The sequence below is a fragment of the Bartonella sp. MR100HLJHH genome, assembly GCF_042194215.1.
Lineage (GTDB): Bacteria > Pseudomonadota > Alphaproteobacteria > Rhizobiales > Rhizobiaceae > Bartonella > Bartonella grahamii.
This window is the reverse complement of the sequence record NZ_JBHIMR010000093.1, coordinates 1-783: the sequence shown is the minus strand read 5'-3', so window position 1 is coordinate 783 and position 783 is coordinate 1. Positions and strand designations below refer to the sequence as shown.

At 40.7% G+C, this 783-nt stretch carries 1 protein-coding gene; it reads right to left on the bottom strand.

The features are described from left to right. Positions 1 to 780: MATE family efflux transporter (locus ACFIJ7_RS09705; RefSeq protein ID WP_375645209.1), on the bottom strand; the 780-nt coding region annotated here is incomplete at its 3' end. Between the last annotated feature and the right edge of the window lie 3 nt (positions 781 to 783).

The window sequence follows — 783 nt, the reverse complement described above, 5'->3', positions numbered from 1 at the left end:
CAACAAAAGGAACGGAAGCAACTTGCAAGAGAAAACAAGAACGCGCTGTGAAGAAATATTAAAGATGGGTGTAAGGATGAATCCATAAGAGAGATAAACAATACATGATAAAAACAAGACATAAGCTACAGCAAAAACAGTGACACTCATACGCAATTGTTTTAGAGCCATATTATTCCTATCTGCTCTATACCACGCTGCTATTGTCGCGGCTGCGCTGGAAATCCCCAAAGCCACCACAGAAATAAGCATATCGAGACGCATCCCTATCGTATGCGCGGCCAAAGATTCGACCCCATAAGCCGTAATCATGAATGCAATGAACGAAGGAAAGCCCTCCGCAATAAGAATACGTATACCAATGGGTAGCCCTACTCGCAGCAATTTTATTATTCGTGAAATCTCTAACTTTGGTCTCAAATAATTAAAGCGAAAAGAATGAAAAGCAGAATTGCGGGACAAAATTATTGCTGCTGCAATAACAATTAAAATACGGATCAAACTGCTCGCAATTCCTGCACCAAAGACACCTAATCCGCTTACAGAACCTATACCAAAAATAAGCGGCCAAGAGATAAGAAAATTCACAAGGATAGCCGCAAGCATAACCCAGGTTAAGGGCTTTGGATTACCAATTGCTGACAGTAATCCCCGGCTATTCACATAAAGATAAAAAAACACCACCCCTATAGCAGCACCACTATTATATTCCTGCGCTATATTGGCAATAGCCCTATCTTGGCCGAGAAGATACAAAATATTCCTCGTGTTGAGTAAAATGAT